Genomic DNA, 18,477 nt, shown 5'->3' with positions numbered 1-18,477 from the left:
CCGGGTGGCGGCGCGGGCGCCGGGATCCGAGCCGGGCGGGGCGGGGACGGGCCGACCCGTCAGAGGGGCACCGTGAGCGCCGCCAGGGTGCCGACGAGCATCGCGGGGCCGTAGGGGGCCGGGCCGGGCGGGCCGGCGAGCCTGCGGGTCACGGCGTGCGCCGCGCCGAGCACGAGGGCGAACAGCACCCCGGCCGCGACGGCGCGCCAGGACACCCAGCCGGTGGCCAGGCCGAGGAGTCCGCCGAGTTTGACATCGCCGAAGCCGAGTCCGCCGGCCGCGCAGAGCAGGCCGTAGCCGAGCAGGCAGCAGGCGGCGGCGAGCAGGGCGCGCGGCGCTCCGGTGGGGGCGAGAAGAGCCAGGGGCAGGGCGATCGTCGGGTACCCGGGGAGCACGAGCGCGTCGGGCAACCGGAGCGCGGCGAGGTCCACCCTGGCCAGCACCAGGCCCAGGCATGCCAGGGCGGCGTAGCAGGCGATGAGCGCGAAGGCGTGGCCGGCACCCGGGGCACCCGTACCCGTCAGGAGGGGTTGCCCGAACTCTTCCGGCCATCCGACCGGGTGCCCGGCGAGCTCCGGCACCGGGAGGCGGGCCGTCAGGGCGGCGAGCGCCCCGGCGAGGACCGCCGCGCCGACCAGCCGGGTCCGCCACGTGGCCGGCGTCGGGCACCACGGGTCGGCTGCGCCGGTCAGGACCGGGCCGACCAGGACGCCGAGCACCACCGCCACCCAGATCACCGTGCGTTTCTACCGAACAGGCGCAATGATTTCATGATCAATATCACAACGTGCAACCTTGTCATGGTGACCTAGCGTTTAGGCGCTGGAATCCCTCATCGACAGGAGTCACCGGCATGACCCCATTCACCCGGCTCCGGCTGGCCGCGGGCACCGCGCTCGTCGCCATGGCCGCGACCCTCGCGGTGACGTCGCCCGCGGGCGCGACGACGGACACTCCCCCGGCACAGACGCTCACCTGGAGCACCTGCGCGGACGGGTACGAGTGCGCCACCGCCGCCGCCCCCCTCGACTACGACCGGCCGCGCGGCGAGCAGATCTCGCTGTCGCTGATCCGGATGCCCGCCACCGACCCGGCGCGCAGGATCGGTTCCCTGTTCGTCAACTTCGGCGGCCCCGGCGCGTCCGGCGTCGACCGGCTCCAGTGGCGCGGCCACTGGGACTGGCTGTTCTCCCCCGAGCTGCGCGCCCGGTTCGACGTCGTCTCCTGGGACACCCGGGGCGTCGGCCGGAGCACGGCGATCCGATGTTTCGAGACGAAGGCCGAGCAGGAGGCGTACTTCAACGCCGTCCCCGCGTTCCCGGCCACGGCCGCGCAGGAGCCCGCGTTCTACGCGCAGGCCGCCGACCTCACCACGCGCTGCAAGGAGCGCGGCGGTGACCTGATCAACCACCTGTCCACGGCCAACACGGCCCGCGACCTCGACGTGATGCGCCGCGCCGTCGGCGACGAGAAGCTGAGCTACCTCGGCCTGTCGTACGGCACGCACGTCGGCGCGACCTACGCGAACCTGTTCCCGAACAAGTTCCGGGCGCTGGTCCTCGACGGCGCGCTCGACTTCCAGGGCAGCGCCACCGGGCACGGGATCGAGGGGCTGACCAAGCCGATCGACACCCGCCAGGACGTGCCGCGCGGGCTGGCCGAGACGTTCGACCAGTTCCTCACCCAGTGCCAGACGGCCGGCCCGGAGCGGTGCGCGTTCGCCAAGGGTGACGTCGCTCCGAAGGCCCGGTTCAAGGCGTTGACCGACCGGGCGCGGGTCGCGCCGATCGTGCTCGACGGCGAGAGCTGGTCGTACACGACGATCATCAGCACGGTGCAGGGCAACCTGGCGCACCCGCTGTGGTGGAAGGACCTCGGGATCCTGCTCGACCGGCTCGCGAACGTCCAGCCGGCCGCGCGCGCGTTCGGGGCGGTGCGGGAGGCGACCCCGAAGCTGGGTGAGCAGTACCTGGACAACCGCAGCGAGGCGTACTTCGCGATCAACTGCACCGACAGCGTCTCGCCCCGCAACACGTCCACGTACAGCCGGCTCGCGGAGCCCGAGGACCGCCGGGTGCCGTACTTCGGCCGGATCGGCGTCTTCGGCTACATGCCGTGCGCCACCTGGCCGGGCCGGGACACCGACCGGTTCATGGGTCCGTGGAACACCCCGACCGCCGCGCCGATCCTCGTGGTGAACAACCGCTACGACCCGTCCACCCCGCTGCACGGCGCGCAGGACGGCACCGCCGAGCTGGCCAACGCGCAGCTCATGGTGATCGAGGGCGCGGGCCACACCGGCATGTACACGCCGAGCACCTGTGGCGAGAAGGCCAAGCGGGACTACCTGTTCACCGGTGTCCTGCCGCCGAAGAACCTGGTGTGCGCGGCGGACGACAGCCCGTTCTAGCCGCACGGACGCCGCGAGCCGACCCCACCGGGCCGGTTCGCGGCACGCCCCCGGAGCTGCGAGGCCCGACGCCGGTCGTTTTCGGCGCGCGGGACGCGTACCCGTCGCATGGTTTGGTGTTCTTCTGAGGCCCGTCCACAGGTCGTGGGCGGGCCTCAGCCCCGTGCGGCGACCGCCGCGTCCAGGGCCGCGCGCATCGGCGCCCTCGGGGCGGGCACCCCGGTGAACAGCGCGAACTGCAGGTACGCCTGGGCAGCCAGCAGGTCCAGCCCGCTCACCACCCGGCAGCCGGCGGCCAGCGCGGCGGCCGCGAGCGGGGTCGGCCACGGGTCGTAGAGCACGTCGAAGACGACCGTGTCGCGGTGCGGCTTGAGCTCCGCGAGGGTCCCGGCGGCGCCCTTCGGCACCGTGGACACGATGACGTCCGCGTGCGCCGCGTCGGCCACGTCCTCCCAGTGCGCGGCGACGATCCGCACGTCCAGGGCCGCCGCGACCGGCAGCAGTTCCGTCACCGCCTCGGGACGGCGCGCGTAGACCGTGGCCCGGGCGCCCAGCGACGAGGCCGCCGCCAGCGCCGCGCGGGCCGTGCCCCCGGCGCCCAGGATCGCCATCTCCGCGGCCGCCACGCAGCCCACCTGGGCCAGCGCGTCGACCGCGCCCGGCGCGTCGGTGTTGTCCAGGAACCGGGTGCCGCCGCGCAGCACCAGGGTGTTCGCCGCGCCCAGCACCCGGGCCAGCGGCGTGACGTCCCGGCCGACGGCGAGCGCGACCTCCTTGAGCGGCATGGTCAGCGACAGACCGGCCCACTCGGGCCCCAGACCGTCCACGAAGGACGCCAGCTCGTCCTCGCCGACGTCGACCGCCGCGTAGGACCAGTCCAGGCCGAGGGCCGCGTAACCGGCGTTGTGCAGGACAGGGGACAGCGAGTGGCCGACGGGTCGGCCGAGCACCGCGGCCCGCATCAGCACGCGGCTCCGGTGAGAACCCCCGCCTGGCACGCCCTGCGCCGGTTCGCGTCGTGCTCGGCGAGCGTGACGGCGAACGCGGAGTGGCCCTCCTTGTCGACGGCCACGAAGTACACCCACTCGCCGGCAGGGGGTTCGATCGCGCCCTTCAGGGCCGCCGCCCCCGGGTTGGAGATCGGCCCGCCCGGCAGACCGCGCACGCTCTTCACGTTGTACGGGCTCTTCGGGTCGTCCATCTCTGCCGCCGTCAGGTCCGAGGAACTCTTCGACGGCTTGCCCTGCTTGATCAGCCAGTAGTTGGCCGTCACGTCGAACTCCAGAGGCATGTTCTTCTTGTACGCCCGGTTGTACGCCACCCGGGCCACCTTCCCCAGGTCGTCCGCGTTGCCGGCCTCCACCTGCGCGAGCGAGGCCACGATCAGCGCCTCGAACGGCGAGATCTGGCGCTCCTTCTCGGCCCGGGCGATGAACCCGCTGGACTCCATCTCCGCGTTGAACCGGGCGACCAGCTTCGTCAGGATCGAGGTCGCCGTGAAATTGGGCTCGAACTCGTAGGTGTCCGGGAACAGGAAGCCCTCGATGGACTTCTCCACCGGCTTGCCGTCGTTGCGCTTGAACCAGAACTCGGGCACCCCGAGCGCGACCGGGTCCTTGGCGACGGCCTCGAAGTCGGCGGCCGGGATCTTCGTGGCCTTCTCCAGCTCCGCGAACGTGCCCTTGAACGTCAGGCCCTCGCGCAGGGTCACCCGGGTGGTGATCTTGTTGTTCAGGTCGAGCAGCGCGGTCACCGCGTCCTTGGCCCGCATCTGCTTGCGCACCCGGTACGTGCCCGGCTGGAAGGACGTGCCCTTCGGGTTCTCCTTCGCGGCCTCGACGAACGCCTTGGCGCTCTTCACCACGTCGGCGGTGTAGAGGGTGTTGGCGATGTCGGCCACGGACTGGCCCTTCTTCACCGTGGCCGTGGTGTCGCTCGTGCCCCCGGTGGCGTAGTCGGGGGTGGCGAGCATGTCACTGATCTTGGTCGCGCCCCACCAGGCGCCCCCGCCCAGCACGAGCAGGATGACCACCGTGAGGATCAGCGCGAGCCCGCTGCGGCCCTTCTTCTTTCTGCGACGGCGGTGCCGGCCGGGGTCGACGTCCTCGTACAACCCCAGTTCGTCCATCATCCGCGTAGCCTCCGCTGAGCGTCGAGCCAACCCTGCAGGATCTCCACCGCGGCCGCCTGATCGACGACAGCGCGCTGGCGCTTCCCCTTGACACCCCGTTCTGCGAGCCTACGTCCCGCCACGACGGTTGACATCCGCTCGTCGGCCATGTGTACCGGGATCGACGGCAGGGCCTCGGTCAAGCGGGCAGCGTAGCCACGCACGGCGGCCGCCGCCAGTCCCTCTTTGCCGTTCAGGGCGATCGGCAGACCCACGACGATGCCTATCGCATCATATTCCTCGACCAGTTTGGCGATTTCCGCCAGATCGGTCGGCTTGTCCGTCTCCGACTGGTCCCGGGCCACGGTCACCACCGGAGTGGCCAGGATGCCGTCCGGATCGGAGCGCGCGACGCCGATCCGGACGTTCCCGACATCAATGCCGAGTCGGACGCCGCGCTGCCAACCGGTCCCGCTCAAGCCCGCTCCGCCACCAGCTTCTCGACCGCGTCGAGCAGCGCGCCGGCCTGGTCCGCCGGGATCCCGCCGCCCTGGGCCAGGTCCGCGTTGCCGCCGCCCTTGCCCGACAGCGCGCCCTTGACCAGGTCCCCGGCCGAGAGGCCCGCGATCTTCGCCGCCGCGTTCACCGCGATCACGATGGACGCCTTGCCGTTCGCCCGCGCAGTGACGGCCACCACGGCAGGCCGCTTCGGGTCGATCTTGCCCCGGACGTCCTGCGCCAGGGTCCGCACGTCGTTCGCGCCGGTGCCCTCGGGGGCCTCCGCGCCGACGTAGGCCACGCCGCGCACGTCCTTCGCGCCCGCCGCCAGGCCGCCGGAGTTCGCCAGGACCATCTGGGCCCGCAGCTTCTCCAGCTCCTTCTCGGTGTCCTTGAACTGGGCCATCATCTGCGCCACCCGGTCACCCAGCTGGTCGCTCGGCACCCGGAACAGCTCGGCGAGGCGCAGCACCAGATCCCGCTCGCGGGCCAGGTACCGGAACGCCTCGTGGCCGACCACGGCCTCGATCCGGCGCGAACCCGCGCCCACCGAGGACTCACCGGTCACCGCCATCGGGCCGATCTGCGCCGACCGCTCGACGTGCGTGCCACCGCACAGCTCGCGCGACCACTCGCCGCCGATCTCCACGACCCGGACGTCCTCGTCGTACGTCTCGCCGAACAGGGCGATCGCGCCCAGGTCCTTGGCCTTCGCGATCGGCATCACGTTCGCCGTGACCAGCAGGTCGCTGCGGACCGCGAGATTGGAGACCTCCTCGATCTCGCTGCGGGTCTCCGCCGACAGCGCGCCGCGCCAGGAGAAGTCCAGCCGCAGGTAGCCGGGACGGTTGTACGAACCCGACTGCAGGGCCGCCGGGCCGAGCACCTGGCGCAGGGCCGCGTGCACCACGTGGGTACCCGAGTGGGCCTGGCGCGCGCCGATCCGCCACTCGGCGTCGACGGCCGCGTGCACCTTCTGGCCCACGTGCAGCTCGCCGTGCAGGACCCGCACCTGGTGCGAGACCAGCTTCTTCACCGGCCGCTGCACGTCGAGCACCTCGGCCTCGACATCCGCGCCGACCAGCCGGCCCGCGTCGGAGTCCTGGCCGCCGGACTCGGCGTAGAACGGGGTCCGGTCCAGGATCACCGTGACGACCTCGCCGGGGGCCCCGTGCCGGGTCGGCAGGCCCTCCTTCAGCATCGCCAGGATCGTCGCGTCGGACTCCAGCGTCGAGTACGCCACCCAGTCGGTCGGGCCGTGCTCGTCGAGCACCGACCGGAACGCCGAGAGGTCCGCGTGCCCGCTCTTGCGCGCCGCCGCGTCGGCCTTCGCCCGGGTCCGCTGCTCCAGCATCAGGGCCTTGAAGCCCTCCACGTCCACGGACAGGCCCTGCTCGGACGCGATCTCCAGGGTCAGGTCGATCGGGAAGCCGAACGTGTCGTGCAGCTGGAACGCCTTGGAGCCCGCGAGCTTCTCGCCGCCGGCCGACTTGGTCTCCGTCAGGGCCAGGTCCAGGATCGTCGTGCCCTGCCGCAGGGTGGACAGGAAGGCGTCCTCCTCCGCGTAGGCGTACCGCGCGATCCGGTCGTAGTCGCTGGCCACCTCGGGGTAGCTCGGGGCCATGCAGTCCCGGGCCACCGGCAGCAGGTGCGGCATGGCCTGGCCCTCGAAGCCCAGGAGCCGGATCGAGCGGATCGCCCGGCGGAGGATGCGGCGGAGCACGTAGCCCCGGCCCTCGTTGCCCGGGGTCACGCCGTCGCCGATCAGCATCAGGCCGGTGCGGACGTGGTCGGCGATGACCCGCAGCCGCACGTCGTCGGGGTGCGACTCGGAGGCCACGTGGCTCTTCGACGCCCCGTACCGCTTGCCGGCGAGCTCCTCGGCCTTCTCGATCAGCGGCCGGACCTCGTCGATCTCGTAGAGGTTGTCGACGCCCTGCAGGACGGAGGCGATCCGCTCCAGGCCCATGCCGGTGTCGATGTTGCGCGCCGGCAGCTCCCCCAGGATCGGGAAGTTCTCCTTGTCGGTGCCCGGGCCGCGCTCGTACTGCATGAAGACGTTGTTCCAGATCTCCATGTAGCGGTCCTCGTCGACCTCCGGACCGCCCTCGCGGCCGTAGGACGGGCCGCGGTCGACGAAGATCTCCGAACACGGGCCGCACGGGCCGGGGATGCCCATCGACCAGTAGTTGTCCTTCTTGCCCCGGCGCACGATCCGCTCCATCGGCAGGCCGACCGTGCGGTGCCAGATGTCGATGGCCTCGTCGTCGTCCAGGTAGACCGTCGCCCAGAGGGTCTCCGGGTCCAGGCCGTAGCCGCCGTCGGTGAGGGACTTCGTCAGCAGGTCCCAGGCCATCGGGATGGCCTCGGCCTTGAAGTAGTCGCCGAAGGAGAAGTTGCCGTTCATCTGGAAGAACGTGCCGTGCCGGCTGGTCTTGCCGACCTCGTCGATGTCGGGGGTCCGGATGCACTTCTGCACCGAGACCGCGCGCTTCCACGGAGCTGCCTGCTGGCCCAGGAAGTAGGGGACGAACTGCACCATGCCGGCATTGATGAACAGCAGGTTCGGGTCATCAATCGCTGGCAGCGGTGCGCTGGGCACGACCGTGTGCCCGTTCGCCTCGAAGTGGGCCAGGAACCGGCGCTTAATCTCCGCGGTCCGCATCAGTATTCTTCGCTTTCCTCAGTGTCATCGGTGATCAGAAGGCCGTGCGCGATGGCGTCGGCGATCTCCGCCTCGCGCTCGGCCGCGCCCTCGCGGACGTCCTCGACAAAGCTACGCACGGAATCGAGCAGCCCGCCGGCGGACTGCCCGAGGTTACCCGCGATGCCGGCCGGCGTGAACGCGTGCGCGGTCCGGGTCAGCTTGCGCACGACCACCACCCCGACGGCCACCCCGACGCCCAGCCACAGCAGTCGCTTGAACATCTCAGCCCTTCCTGGCGGCCTTGCGGCGCGACTTCAGCTCGTCGCGCACCTCGCGGTCCTCGTCGGCCGCGCGGCGCTTGGCGGCGGCCTTGCGGAAGCCGTAGCCGAGGGCGGCGACCTTGACCAGCGGGTTCGCGACGGCCGCCGACACCAGGGTGCTCACGTTCGCCACGTTGGCCGTGAGCTGCGAGGCGTGGCTGGTGATCGTGTCCACCCGGGCGAGCTGCTCGTTCACCCCGTCGAGGGTGACCTGCACCTGGCCGAGGGCCACGTTGACGTTGTCGACCGTCGTGTTGACGTTGCCGAGCAGCGGGCCGGTCCGGTCGGTGAGGTCCGTGAGCGCCCGGGTCGCCGCGTCCACGGTGTGCCGGAGCCTCAGGATCGGCACCGCGAGGGCCGCCACCAGACCTACGAATGCGACGGCCGCGATCAGGGCCGCGACCTCTCCGAACGACACTGGGGTCCCCCTTCGTGACAAACCTCTCGGGCTGACCCTATCGCCTACCCCGTGAGGGCCTGCGTTAGGCCTTGGCGGACACGCGCGGGTGGGCCGGGGCGCACGGGATGCGCGGCCCGGGCCTTCGCGGGGCGGGTGGCCGGGACCCCGCGTGGTGCGTGGCCGGGGCCGGGCGGGGCTGGTGGCCGTGCCGGGTGCGCGCCCGGGCCTTCGGGGGCCCCTGCCGGGTGCGCGACCCGGGCCTTCGCGGGCCCGCGCCGGACGGGCGCTAGCCCTTCGCCGACACCACGACGGTCAACGTGATCGCCGGGGTCGCGTCCGGCGTCGCGCTGTCGTTGCCGCTGCCCGACACGGTGATCAGCAGGTCGTCGGCCGTCCAGCAGCCGTCCTTCGTCGGGTTCTTCCCGCAGGTCGGGCCGCCCTCGTGGAACCGCCAGCCGGCGCGGTCCAGCGCCTGCGAGTACGCCGACTCGGCCTCCGCCGCGCGCCGGGGCACGCCCACGTACGTCCGGACGAGGTTGTCGCCCTTCGTGGTGTCGGCGGGCTTGCCCAGCCACTCGGGGGCCTCGACCTTGGCCAGCGCGTCGGCCGCGCCGCTCGGGCCGCCTGCGCAGCCGGTCAGGGCCAGGGCCGCCACGGACAGGGCGACCAGGAACTTCGTGCGCACTAGGAGTCTCCCCGGGAACGGATGATGGTCCGCAGCTTGTCGATGCGTTCGGACACCGCGCGCTCGGCGCCGTGCGTGGTGGGCCGGTAGTAGTCGCGGCCGACGGTCTCGTCCGGCGCGTACTGCTGGGCGACGACGCCGCGCGGGTCGTCGTGCGGGTAGCGGTAGCCGGCGCCGTGGCCGAGGCCCTTGGCGCCCGCGTAGTGCGCGTCGCGCAGCGCCGGCGGCACGTTCCCCGTCCGGCCGGCCTTGACGTCGGCGATGGCCTCGAAGATCCCGGTGGTGACCGTGTTGGACTTCGGGGCCGTGGCCAGGTGCACGACGGCCTGGGCGAGGTTGAGCTGCCCCTCGGGCAGGCCGATCAGCTGCACGGCCTGGGCGGCGGCCGTGGCGACCAGCAGGGCGGTGGGGTCGGCCATCCCGACGTCCTCGCTGGCGAAGATCACCAGGCGGCGGGCGATGAACCGGGGGTCCTCGCCCGCGACGAGCATCCGGGCGAGCCAGTGCAGGGCGGCGTCGACGTCGGAGCCGCGCATGCTCTTGATGAACGCGCTGGTCACGTCGTAGTGGCCGTCGCCGTCACGGTCGTAGCGGACGGCGGCGACGTCGATGGCGGCCTCGATCGTGGCGAGATCGATCGTCGGGGTACCGGCCGGGGCGGGGCCGTCCGGTGCCGGGCCCGGGGCCAGCGCCGCCGAGGCCGCCGCCTCCAGGGCCGTGAGCGCCTTGCGCACGTCGCCCCCGGCCAACCGCACCAGGTGGTCGCGTGCCTCCGCCGTCAGGGTCACCGCCCCCGCCAGCCCGCGCTCATCGGTCAGCGCCCGGTCCACCAGCGCCCCGACCGCCACCTCGTCCAGCGGCTTCAGGGTCAGCAGCACGCACCGGGACAACAGCGGTGAGACGACCGAGAAGTACGGGTTCTCCGTGGTCGCGGCCAGCAGCGTGACCGTCCGGTCCTCGACGGCGGCCAGCAGCGAGTCCTGCTGGGTCTTGGTGAACCGGTGCACCTCGTCGATGAACAGCACCGTGGCCCGCCCGGTGCGCCGCCGGTCGGCCTTGGCCGCGGCGATCACCTCGCGGACGTCCTTGACCCCGGCCGACAGCGCGGACAGGGCGACGAACCGGCGCTGGGAGGACCGGGCGACCAGGTGCGCGACCGTGGTCTTGCCGGAGCCGGGCGGCCCCCAGAGGATCACCGACATCGGCGAGTCGCCGCTGACCAGCTGGTGCAGCGGCGCGCCGGCGGCGAGGAGGTGCTCCTGCCCGATCAGCTCGTCGATGGCGCGGGGTCGCATCCGGACGGCCAGCGGGGCCCCCGGCGGCACGTCCGCGAAGTCGTTCGAGGACGCCGAGGCGGAACCTCCGGGCTCCGACAACTCGAACAGCGCGTCCACGCCGCAGACCTTACCGCCGGGGTCCGACGGAACCCGGCGAATGTCCGGTTCGCGGTGACGCCGCTCACGGGTACGGTCGGGGCGTGGAACCCCGCATCCTTGCCGACGCCGCCGCCGTGCGCGCCGCGGACGACTCCCCCTACCTGCGGCTCATCCTCCAGATGGACGGCCCCGTCACCGGTTACGCGTACGAGGGCTCCGTGCTCGTCGTCGGCCGGCCGCCCGGTCGCGACCCCCGGGCGCACGCCGTGGGCGACCCGGACACGTGCACGGCGCTGGTCGACTTCGTCCGGGCCGCCGGGGAGCTGTCCGCCGGGAACTGGGTCAACGGGCCGCGCGGGGTGGACCCCGGCTTCGAGGGCCGGGTGCACGAGTGGGACTTCCGGTGGACGGAGTCCGCGCCCGCCGACCGGCCGGGGGCTCCCGACGCGGTCCGGGCCGACCCGGGGGACGCGGTCCGGCTCGACCCGGCCGACGACGCGGAGATCAACGCCGTTCTCGATCTCTCGTTGCCGGAGAGTTCGGTCCGGCCGGGCGACGCCGACGCGGTGGCGTGGTACGGGATCCGGGTCGCCGGCCGACTCGCCGCGGTCGCCGCCGACGTGTCCCCGCCCGGGTTCGGGGTGGTCTCCGGGATCGCCGTGCACCCCGCCCACCAGGGCCTGGGGCTGGGTGGGGCGCTGACGACGGCCGTGACCCGGGTGCTGCTCGCCGAGCACGGGATCGCCGGCCTCGGGGTGTACTCGGACAACTCCCGGGCCTCCGCGCTGTACGAGCGGCTGGGCTTCCGGGCGGTGTGCCCGCGGACCGCTGGCATGTTGGCATCGTCCGATTCGCGTGTTCGGGGGCCGATACCGGGCTAGGCTGGAGGGCAAGTCACGCGGTAGCAACAGAAAGGCCGGGTCAATGGCCGAAGGTACAGTGAAGTGGTTCAACGCCGAAAAGGGTTTCGGCTTCATCACTCCGGACGACGGCGGGCAGGATCTCTTCGTGCACTTCTCCGCTATCGCGAGCCAGGGCTATCGCAGCCTGGATGAGAACCAGCGGGTCGAGTTCGATGTGGGCCAGGGTCAGAAGGGCCCGCAGGCGGAAAACGTTCGCGCGATCTGACGGCAGTCAGCTCCTCCCCGCCGTGAGACCGCGCCCTATGGGTTGCGGGAGGCAGTGATGGTTGAGCGACGCACGTTGAGCATTGTGGACTGGCACGCTGACGGTAGCGCGTCATCCGCTTTCTGGGCGATCACGGTCGAACAGCGCGCCCAGGTGGAGGCCATCCTCGGACGGTCCTCCGACGTGAACGGACTGGTGACGGCGGCGCAGGCCGAGCAGGCCCGCGAGGCGACGAGCGGGTGGCTCTCCTGCGCCAACGACACGCGGCTGTAGATCTGGATCAGGCCGCCAGTTCCCGGACACCCCGGAGCCTGGTACGCAACAGGTCCTGAGCAAGGCTGATGTCGAGGCGGATCTCCCCCGGGCACGCGGACGGGGCGGGTCCGCCTCGCAGTCTGTCCGCCGCGATCCCGAGGCGCGCGGCGAGCAGGTGGCCGAGTTCGTAGCGGCTGACCGCGTCGGGGCCGGCGACGTTGAGGACGCCCGCGTGGTCGTTGACGGCCAGCTCCAGCACGGCCGAGGCCAGGTCGGACACGTGCACCGGGCAGCGCAGTTCCTCCGTGAACAGGATGCCCTCCCGGCGGCCCTCGGCCAGTTCCCGGATCATCTGCTCGTGGGCGCTGTCGCCGTCGCCGAGGATCAGGGAGTTGCGGACGATCGCGGCGTCGGCGTGCACGGCGTGCACGGCGGTCTCCGCCGCCGCCTTCGCCGCCCCGTAGGCGTTGACCGGCTCCGGGACGGCCTGCTCGGTGTAGGGCTCGGTGCGGCCCGCGAACACGGCGTCGCTGGACACGTGCACCAGGCGGGCGCCGACGGCCGCGAGGGCCACGTTGGCCGTGCCGTCGGCGGTGACCGCCCACGAGTTCTTCGCGAACGCCGTGTGCACGACCGCCGTGGGGGCGGCCTCCTCGACGAGCGCCGTGACGGCGACCCGGTCGGTCACGTCGAGCCGGTGCCAGGTGACGCCGGCGATCTCGGGGACCTGGGACTGGTAGGTGCCGACGACCAGCCAACCGGCGGCGACCGCCTGGCGGGCCACCTCCCGGCCGAGGAAACCGGACGCGCCCGTGATCAGAAGAGTGTCCACGGACTCAGACCCTAAACCCTCCCGAGGGGTACGAGACGGCAGCCGCCCGCCGGAACCGGTCGCCGAGGTGCCGGCGGGGTCCCGGGGGCGGCTGCGCGCGTACCCGGAAAAGGGGTGTTTCTAGGCCTTCTTCGGGGGGCCGTCCACGCCGGCCTCCAGGCGCTGCACGGCCGTGATCGGGGTCGGCGCGCCGGTCAGCGGGTCGTAGCCGCCGCCCGACTTCGGGAACGCGATCACGTCGCGGATCGTGTCCGAGCCGGCGAGCAGCATGCAGACCCGGTCCCAGCCGAACGCGATCCCGGCGTGCGGCGGCGGGCCGTAGTTGAACGCCTCGAGCAGGAAGCCGAACTTGTCCGCGGCCTCCTCCTCGGTGATGCCCAGCAGGTCGAAGACCCGGCGCTGGACGCTGCCCTTGTGGATACGGACCGAGCCGCCGCCGATCTCGTTGCCGTTGCAGACGATGTCGTAGGCGTAGGCCAGCGCGCCGTCCGGGGACTCCTCGAACTTCGGCTCCCACTCCTCGTTCGGCGAGGTGAAGGGGTGGTGCACGGCCGTCCAGCCGCCGCCGTCGATCTGCTCGAACATCGGGGCGTCGACCACCCAGCAGAACGCCCACGCCGACTCGTCGATCAGGTTCGACCGCTTGGCGATCTCGATCCGGGCCGCGCCCAGCAGCTCCTGGGACGCCCGGCGCTCGCCGGCGGCGAAGAACACCGCGTCGCCCGGCTTCGCGCCCGCAGCGTCGGCCAGGCCCGCGAGGTGCGCCTCGGACAGGTTCTTGGCGACCGGGCCCCGGGCCTCGCCCGTCTCGGCGTCGAACAGCACGTACGCCAGGCCGCGCGCGCCCCGGGACTTCGCCCAGTCCTGCCAGCCGTCGAGCTCCTTGCGGGTCTGGGCCGCGCCGCCGGGCATGACGACCGCGCCGGTGTACGGGGCCTGGAAGACCCGGAACTCGGTGCCCTGGAAGTAGGTGGTGAGTTCGACCAGCTCCACGCCGTAGCGCAGGTCGGGCTTGTCCGAGCCGTACCGGTCCATCGCGTCGTGCCAGGTGATCTGCGGCAGCGGCCGGGGCATCTCGTAGCCGACGAGCTCGCGCCACAGGGCGGCGGCGATCGACTCGCCAAGCTCGATGATGTCCTCCTGGGTCACGAAGGACATCTCGATGTCGAGCTGGGTGAACTCCGGCTGGCGGTCCGCGCGGGAGTCCTCGTCGCGGTAGCAGCGGGCGATCTGGTAGTACCGCTCCATGCCGGCGACCATCAGGAGCTGCTTGAACAGCTGCGGGGACTGCGGCAGCGCGTACCACGAACCGGGCTTGACCCGGACCGGCACCAGGAAGTCGCGGGCGCCCTCGGGGGTCGACCGGGTCAGGGTCGGGGTCTCGATCTCCACGAACTTGCGCTCGTTGAGCAGGTCGCGGGCGATCCGGTTCGCGTCCGAGCGCATCCGAAGCGCCTTCGCGGGGCCGGAGCGGCGCAGGTCCAGGTAGCGGTAGCGCAGCCGGGCCTCGTCGCCGACCTCGACGTGGTCGTCGATCGGCAGCGGCAGCGGGGCGGCCTCCGACAGGATGACCAGCTCGGTGACGTTCAGCTCGATCTCGCCGGTGGGCAGCTCGGGGTTCTCGTTGCCGGCGGGGCGGAGCTCGACGGTGCCGGTGACCTTGACGCAGTACTCGTTGCGCAGACCGTGGGCGGCCTCGTCCTCACCGCGGAACACCGCCTGGACGAACCCGGAGGCGTCCCGGAGATCGATGAAGATGACACCGCCGTGGTCACGGCGCCGGGCGACCCAGCCCGCCAGGGTCACGCGCTCGCCGACGTGCGTGGAACGCAGCGCCCCGGCCTCGTGGGTGCGGATCACAGAGCTTCTCCTTCGTCCGTTTTCGTCGCGCAACATTCTCGCAGAGCGCCGGGGGCGGGCCGGCGGGGCACCCCCGGCGGCAGCGCGCGGACCGGCCGGGCCGACGGGAGGGACACCGGCCGTGCCTCACCTGCGCGGCCGGCCGGCCGTCCCCTGGTGGCCAGCCCGCTTCCCCGGGGCGGGCAACTCGGCCGTTGTCCGACGGCAGTATGGGGCGAAATCCTACAATCGGGGCAGAACCACGCGGCCCCGAGGAGCCCAGATGGATCTCAGCGCGTTCTACGGCGTCGTCGCGGGCATCAACTTCACCCTGCTCGGGCTGTGGTGGGTGGCCGCCAAGGACCGGCCGGACATGTCGGTGCGGGACTCGGCGGGGCGGCGGATGGCGTACCTCGTGTCGCTGCAGTTCGTCGTCCCCGGCACCGTGTCGCTGCTGTCCCAGGTCGCCCCGGACGTGCCGACCCTGTGGCGGGCCTCGTTCACCTTCGCCGGGCTGGCCGGCGCGCTCGGCATCGCGCTGCTGGTCCCGGCGCTGCGGAAGTCGACCGGGCAGCCCCGGACGGCCCGCGCGCTGCTGTGGGGGGCCGTGCCGGTGTACCTGGTGGTCGCCGCCGTGGCCGCGATCCCGCCGCTCGGGGACGCGATCCGCGGGAACCTGACGAGCCTGCAGGTCGAGGCGATCCTGCTGTGTCTGCTGGTGTTCCTGGGGGTGCAGTCGGCGTGGGTGGTGGCGATGGCACCCAGGGAGCCGGGGCCCACCTCGGCGGGTCCCGGCAAGGTCGGTCCGGGGCCGGACGCCAGGGCCGGCGGCTGAGCCGGCCCCGCGTCCCTCCGCGCTACGCCACCGTGGGCCGCAGATCCCCCGCCGGAGGCGCCCACGTCGCCGGGTCGGCCGCCGCCTGCTCCCCGCTGCGGATGTCCTTCACCGTCTGCTCGTCCCCGGGGAACCACACGAACGGGATACCCCGCTTCTCGGCGAACTTGATCTGCTTGCCGAACTTCGCCGCCGCCGGGGCGACCTCCACCGGGATCCCCCGCCCGCGCAGCGCCGCCGCGATCCGGTTGCACGCCGGCCGGTCCTCCTCCGCCGGCAGCGCGACCAGCACGCACGTCGGGGTCGGCCGGCTCACGGTCAGCGCGCCGGAGCCGAACAGGACGCCGAGGATCCGGCTCACCCCGATCGACAGGCCGACGCCCGGGAAGGTGTCGTTGCCGGACTGGGCGAGGGTGTCGTACCGGCCGCCGGAGCACACCGAGCCGTACTTCTCCCGGCCCTCGATGAACGTCTCGTACACGGTGCCGGTGTAGTAGTCCAGGCCCCGGGCGATCCGCATGTCCGCGACGAGCAGGCCCGGCGCGTGCTCGGCGGCGGCGTCGAGCACGGCGGCCAGCTCCTCCAGGCCCTCGTCGAGCAGCGGGTCGCTGACGCCGAGCGCCCGGACGGCGTCGGCGAAGGAGCTGTCCGGCGTCGAGATGTCGGCGAGCTTGAGGCACGCGGCGGCCTGCGCCCCGGTGGCCCCGGCCTGCTCGGCGAGCATCGCGGTCACCTTGTCCGGGCCGACCTTGTCCAGCTTGTCGATCACCCGGAGCGCGGCCATCGGGTCGGTCAGGCCCAGGCCCCGGTAGAAGCCCTCGGAGAGCTTGCGGTTGTTGACGTGCATCGTGAACCGGACCGGCAGGGTCGCCAGCGCGTCGGCCACCACGACGGGCAGCTCGGCCTCGTAGTGGTTCGGCAGCGTCTCGCGGTCGATGATGTCGATGTCGGCCTGGTAGAACTCGCGGTAGCGGCCCTCCTGGGGGCGCTCGCCCCGCCAGCACTTCTGGATCTGGTACCGGCGGAACGGGAACGTCAGCTTGCCCGAGTTCTCCAGCACGTACCGGGCGAACGGCACCGTCAGGTCGAAGTGCAGGCCCAGCCCGGAGTCGGAGGAGTCGGCCCCCTCGGCCTGGAGGCGGCGCAGGACGTACACCTCCTTGGAGGTCTCGCCCTTGCGGAGCAGCTGGTCCATCGGCTCGACGGCGCGGGTCTCGATCGGCGCGAAGCCGTGCAGTTCGAAGGTGCCCCGGATCCGGTCGAGGACGGTCTGCTCGATGATGCGCTGGCCGGGCAGCCACTCGGGGAAGCCGCTGAGCGGAGTCGGACGGGTCATGTCGGGTGCTCTCTCTCGTTTCACAGTCTTCGCCGTGCCGGGTCGCGGCCCGCACGGAAGGGTCGCCGTCCCCGCGGAAAGGACCAACGACGCGGACGGGTACTAGAAGCCGGTCCGCCGGGTGTCCGGCGCGGCCAGGCCGGTCAGGTAGGGGTTCGACACGCGCTCGCGGCCGATCGTGGTGCGCGCGCCGTGGCCGGGCAGGCAGACCGTCGCGTCGTCGAGGGTGAGCAGCCGGTCGCGCAGGCTGGCCATCATCGTCGCGGAGTCGCCGCCCGGCAGGTCGGTGCGTCCGATGGTGCCCTCGAACAGGACGTCGCCGGTGAAGCAGACGGGTTCGGCGCCGAGGGTCCGGTACAGCACCGACCCGCCGGTATGGCCGGGCACGTGGTCGACGGTGAACGCCGTACCCGCGAGTTCCAGCACGTCGCCGTCGGTGACCAGGCGCGGGTCCTCCAGGCCGGTGTAGGTCCGGCCGGGGCCCACGAGCTGCGCGAGGCTGATCGGCAGGCCCATCGTCGGATCGTCGAGCAGCCCCACGTCGGCCGCGTGCACGTACGCCGGCAGGTCGCGGGCCGCGCACAGTTCCGCCGCCGACCAGACGTGGTCGAAGTGCCCGTGGGTCAGCAGGACGGCCACGGGGGTGAGCCGGTGTTCGGCGAGGAGCGCGTCGAGGTCGGCCAGGACGCCGAGGCCGGGGTCGACCACCACGCACGTGCCGCCCGGCCCGTCGCCGGCGGCAACGTAACAATTCGTGCCGAGGGCGGCGGCGGGAAACCCGGCAATAAACACGTAAAGGGTCCTTCTGGGCGAGGTGACGGCTCCGCCGTAGAGCCTACCGAGCCTGTCCGGACGGTCGCACGGAGATACAGGTTGACCCGGTACCCTATCGAACCGACCCGACCGTACACTCGGGCGGATGTGACCTACGGCACGGATCGACCGTGCCCACCTTGGGGAGGGAGCACACGTGGCTTCCAGCAGAGACCGGCAGCGCCAGCTGGCCCGGGCGAAGCTCGACCGACAGACCGCTCGGCGGACTGCGCACGCCCGTCGACGGCGGCAGATCCGTGCCGGCGTCGCCGGCGGGATCGCGCTGCTCGTCATCATCGTCGGCGCGTTGTGGATGGGCGGGGTCTTCGACAAGAAGCCCACGCCGCCCGCCGCGATCGGCGACTGCACCTGGCAGCCCAACACGGCTCCCACCGTGAAGGACGTCGGCAAGCCGCCGACGACAGGGATGGCGAAGGCCGGCGTCGCGCCGACGGTGATCACCACGAACCTCGGCGCGATCTCGGCCGAGCTGGACGTGGCGAAGGCCCCGTGCGCGGCGGAGAGCTTCCGGTACCTGGCGAGCAAGAAGTACTTCGACAACACGGCCTGCCACCGGTTGTCCCAGGAACAGCTGTTCGTCCTGCAGTGCGGCAGCCACAACGCGGAGGGCACCGGTGAGCCCGGCTACACCTACGCCACCGAGAACCTGCCCCAGGCGCCGGTGCCGGACCCGACCGCCAGCGCCCCGCCGTCTCCGACGGTGACCTATCCGGCGGGTACGATCGCCCTGGTCAACAAGGGTGCGAACACCAACGGCGGCCAGTTCATGATCTTCTACAAGGACACGCCGGCCAGCCCCGCGTACGCCATCGTCGGCAAGGTCACCAAGGGTCTCGAGCTGATCACAAAGGCCGCCGAGGCGGGTGCCGTGGACTCCAGCGGTGCCAAGGTGAATGACGGCAAGCCGAAGAACGACATCATCATCCAGACCCTGACCGTCGCGAAGCCGACCGAATCGGCCACCTGAGCGAC

At 72.3% G+C, this 18,477-nt stretch carries 19 protein-coding genes; 6 read left to right on the top strand and 13 right to left on the bottom strand.

The window, feature by feature from the left end; translation table 11 throughout:
* Positions 1–59: 59 nt before the first annotated feature.
* Positions 60–737, bottom strand: coding sequence for a prepilin peptidase (locus PT931_RS31330; RefSeq protein ID WP_456249319.1), 678 nt, complete (start codon positions 735–737; stop codon positions 60–62).
* Positions 738–853: 116 nt separating this feature from the next.
* Here PT931_RS31330 and PT931_RS31325 point away from each other — a divergent pair, with 116 nt between their 5' ends.
* Complete coding sequence (locus PT931_RS31325; RefSeq protein WP_456249318.1) at positions 854–2,410, top strand: alpha/beta hydrolase; 1,557 nt, start codon at positions 854–856, stop codon at positions 2,408–2,410.
* A gap of 155 nt (positions 2,411–2,565) precedes the next feature.
* Here PT931_RS31325 and PT931_RS31320 read toward each other — a convergent pair whose 3' ends face one another.
* From PT931_RS31320 to PT931_RS31285, 8 genes are all read right to left on the bottom strand, one after another.
* Entirely contained in the window at positions 2,566–3,372 is an 807-nt protein-coding gene (locus PT931_RS31320; RefSeq protein ID WP_456249340.1) for a shikimate dehydrogenase, read from the bottom strand.
* The gene (gene mltG / locus PT931_RS31315; protein ID WP_456249317.1) at positions 3,372–4,541 is read right to left on the bottom strand and encodes an endolytic transglycosylase MltG; all 1,170 of its coding nucleotides are present in this window, start codon (positions 4,539–4,541) and stop codon (positions 3,372–3,374) included. Before mltG ends, PT931_RS31320 begins: the two co-directional genes overlap by 1 nt.
* Positions 4,538–4,999 (bottom strand): Holliday junction resolvase RuvX, encoded by a 462-nt coding sequence (gene ruvX, locus PT931_RS31310; RefSeq protein WP_456249316.1) that lies wholly within the window; start codon positions 4,997–4,999, stop codon positions 4,538–4,540. Before ruvX ends, mltG begins: the two co-directional genes overlap by 4 nt.
* Positions 4,996–7,683, bottom strand: a complete 2,688-nt coding sequence (gene alaS / locus PT931_RS31305) for an alanine--tRNA ligase (RefSeq protein WP_456249315.1) — start codon at positions 7,681–7,683, stop codon at positions 4,996–4,998. Before alaS ends, ruvX begins: the two co-directional genes overlap by 4 nt.
* Positions 7,683–7,946, bottom strand: coding sequence for a hypothetical protein (locus PT931_RS31300; protein WP_456249314.1), 264 nt, complete (start codon positions 7,944–7,946; stop codon positions 7,683–7,685). Before PT931_RS31300 ends, alaS begins: the two co-directional genes overlap by 1 nt.
* A 1-nt stretch (position 7,947) precedes the next feature.
* Positions 7,948–8,403: a DUF948 domain-containing protein gene (locus PT931_RS31295; protein ID WP_197008172.1), complete on the bottom strand. Its 456-nt coding sequence runs from the start codon at positions 8,401–8,403 to the stop codon at positions 7,948–7,950.
* Between the two features lie 268 nt (positions 8,404–8,671).
* Positions 8,672–9,070 (bottom strand): hypothetical protein, encoded by a 399-nt coding sequence (locus PT931_RS31290; RefSeq protein WP_456249313.1) that lies wholly within the window; start codon positions 9,068–9,070, stop codon positions 8,672–8,674.
* The gene (locus PT931_RS31285; RefSeq protein ID WP_456249312.1) at positions 9,070–10,464 is read right to left on the bottom strand and encodes a replication-associated recombination protein A; all 1,395 of its coding nucleotides are present in this window, start codon (positions 10,462–10,464) and stop codon (positions 9,070–9,072) included. The genes PT931_RS31290 and PT931_RS31285 overlap by 1 nt, the downstream gene beginning before the upstream one ends.
* Positions 10,465–10,547: 83 nt before the next feature.
* Between PT931_RS31285 and PT931_RS31280 the strand changes: the two genes are divergently transcribed.
* Genes PT931_RS31280 through PT931_RS31270 form a run of 3 tightly spaced genes read left to right on the top strand, consistent with a single transcriptional unit; the run spans position 10,548 to position 11,847 of the window.
* Positions 10,548–11,327 (top strand): GNAT family N-acetyltransferase, encoded by a 780-nt coding sequence (locus PT931_RS31280; RefSeq protein ID WP_456249311.1) that lies wholly within the window; start codon positions 10,548–10,550, stop codon positions 11,325–11,327.
* A 43-nt stretch (positions 11,328–11,370) separates the two neighbouring features.
* Entirely contained in the window at positions 11,371–11,574 is a 204-nt protein-coding gene (gene cspE, locus PT931_RS31275) for a transcription antiterminator/RNA stability regulator CspE (RefSeq protein WP_363727796.1), read from the top strand.
* A 57-nt stretch (positions 11,575–11,631) separates the two neighbouring features.
* Complete coding sequence (locus tag PT931_RS31270) at positions 11,632–11,847, top strand: hypothetical protein (protein WP_363727795.1); 216 nt, start codon at positions 11,632–11,634, stop codon at positions 11,845–11,847.
* A gap of 7 nt (positions 11,848–11,854) precedes the next feature.
* On the opposite strand, the gene PT931_RS31265 is transcribed toward PT931_RS31270, so the two are convergent.
* On the bottom strand, positions 11,855–12,661 hold the full coding sequence (locus PT931_RS31265) for an SDR family oxidoreductase (RefSeq protein WP_456249310.1): 807 nt from the start codon (positions 12,659–12,661) through the stop codon (positions 11,855–11,857).
* Between the two features lie 120 nt (positions 12,662–12,781).
* Positions 12,782–14,521, bottom strand: a complete 1,740-nt coding sequence (gene aspS, locus PT931_RS31260) for an aspartate--tRNA ligase (RefSeq protein ID WP_456249309.1) — start codon at positions 14,519–14,521, stop codon at positions 12,782–12,784.
* 262 nt (positions 14,522–14,783) lie between these two features.
* Here aspS and PT931_RS31255 point away from each other — a divergent pair, with 262 nt between their 5' ends.
* Positions 14,784–15,335 carry a hypothetical protein gene (locus tag PT931_RS31255; protein WP_456249308.1) on the top strand — a complete coding sequence of 184 codons (552 nt, stop codon included), beginning with the start codon at positions 14,784–14,786 and terminating at the stop codon, positions 15,333–15,335.
* A gap of 22 nt (positions 15,336–15,357) precedes the next feature.
* Here PT931_RS31255 and hisS read toward each other — a convergent pair whose 3' ends face one another.
* Together hisS and PT931_RS31245 are read right to left on the bottom strand one after the other, a co-directional pair.
* Positions 15,358–16,671: a histidine--tRNA ligase gene (gene hisS, locus PT931_RS31250; protein WP_456249307.1), complete on the bottom strand. Its 1,314-nt coding sequence runs from the start codon at positions 16,669–16,671 to the stop codon at positions 15,358–15,360.
* Positions 16,672–16,773: 102 nt separating this feature from the next.
* Positions 16,774–17,463 carry an MBL fold metallo-hydrolase gene (locus tag PT931_RS31245; RefSeq protein WP_456249306.1) on the bottom strand — a complete coding sequence of 230 codons (690 nt, stop codon included), beginning with the start codon at positions 17,461–17,463 and terminating at the stop codon, positions 16,774–16,776.
* 178 nt (positions 17,464–17,641) lie between these two features.
* Between PT931_RS31245 and PT931_RS31240 the strand changes: the two genes are divergently transcribed.
* Positions 17,642–18,472, top strand: coding sequence for a peptidylprolyl isomerase (locus tag PT931_RS31240; protein ID WP_456249305.1), 831 nt, complete (start codon positions 17,642–17,644; stop codon positions 18,470–18,472).
* Positions 18,473–18,477 lie beyond the last annotated feature (5 nt).

The sequence above is a fragment of the Longispora urticae genome, assembly GCF_053902585.1.
This window is presented reverse-complemented; position numbering and strand designations above follow the sequence as displayed.